General features: G+C 47.0%; 2 protein-coding genes. Both read right to left on the bottom strand.

The features are described 5' to 3' along the window. The coding region (locus tag ABYW01_RS21140; protein WP_372836557.1) for a response regulator at positions 1–209 on the bottom strand (209 nt) is incomplete at its 3' end. Further along, the coding region (locus tag ABYW01_RS21145) for an HD domain-containing phosphohydrolase (protein WP_372836559.1) at positions 151–1,488 on the bottom strand (1,338 nt) is incomplete at its 5' end. The genes ABYW01_RS21140 and ABYW01_RS21145, both read right to left, overlap by 59 nt.

Raw genomic sequence — 1,488 nt, forward strand, 5'->3', positions numbered from 1 at the left:
GTCATCCGCGGCATAAGATAGTCAGTGATCACCAAAGGAACAATACGATGACGGGCAAACTCTAATGCATCGGCGGGATTCCCAAATGTAATGACCTGCCATCCACTGCGCACCAGCATTCTCCGTAACGAACTTAGCACCCGAGCCTCATCATCGATTATCATCACAGTCTTTATCATTTCTAGCACCTCGCTCATCGCTGAAAACATAAATTTCCAACAACTGCTGATCAGTTTTTTCAAATGACTGCAGACGTCTTACTGTCTCATTCGTGAACCGGTGTCCTTCCGGCAACAGAAGTATCTCGTTATAGTTAAACAAACTTCTGGACAACTGCATTCCTGCACACAGCTGTTTTATCGATACCACCCGCTCATCCCTTCCCAGCACATCCAGTTGCAGACAGGGAAGTACATCGCTCAGCATGGCCACTACCCCGCTGTCATATTCCCGATCAGCATTCATCTCAAGTAGACGCAAAGCGCCATCCGAACTGCTACGCGTTTTACGCAGCCTACCGTGTACCGCAAGCACATAATCTCTTGCAATTGCGAGGATCCGGGAACCCACGGGAATACTTGCTTTTGAGAGCTGATCGGGTTGCCCCGTGCCGTCATACCGCTCATATTGATATTTGATGATCTCAGCGACATCTTGCAATCCCGTCGCAGGCGCCAGTGCAACATATGCTTGCATTGGGTGTTGTCGATAACCTCTAAGCTCCTCAGGAGTAAGCTCGTAAATCGGCTTTTTTAGCAGCCCTTCATCGCAACCCAAAAGCCCCAACTCGTACAACAAACCGGACAAATGAATCGCGCTGATCTCACGCTTTGTTAAGTTCATTCGTATCGCAACCAGCTTACAAACCTCGCCAACTTCGACAGCAATATGCCCACCAAGATACGGATTAAGACTAATCAGATTGTAAAAAACGCGAATCGTTGTCTTCAGATTGTCATTAATCTGGAGGTTTGCTTTATGCAACTTCCCCATGGCCAACCGAATCTGTTTAGTCCGCTGCTGAACCTTATCCTCTAATCCAGCATTCATATCCCTTAACAGGTTGTTTTGCTGCTCAACTTGCGCCAGAAGGCGTATATTTTCCGACTGCAACCGCGTCCGCTCAACGGTTTGATCGATGGTTAAGAGAAGGTCTTCGTTGTTCCAGGGTTTCTGTATATAACGATGTATCTGCCCTTCATTAACCGCCTGTATTGTGGATTCGATATCCGAATAGCCTGTCAGCAATATCCGCGCACAGTCAGGGTATCGACTGGCTACATCTGAAAGAAACTCAGCGCCACTCACTTCCGGCATACGCATATCAGAAACAACGATATCAACCAGTTCATTCTCAAGTAAAAAAAGACCGTCCCTAGCACAACTCGCTGAGAAAAACTGGTATGACTCTCCACGCAACACGCGTTTTAAGGAACTAAGTACACTTGCTTCATCATCAACACACAGAATTTTTATCTTCTGGCCCAC

The sequence above is a fragment of the Pontibacterium sp. genome (assembly GCF_041587635.1).
Taxonomy (GTDB): domain Bacteria; phylum Pseudomonadota; class Gammaproteobacteria; order Pseudomonadales; family Balneatricaceae; genus Pontibacterium.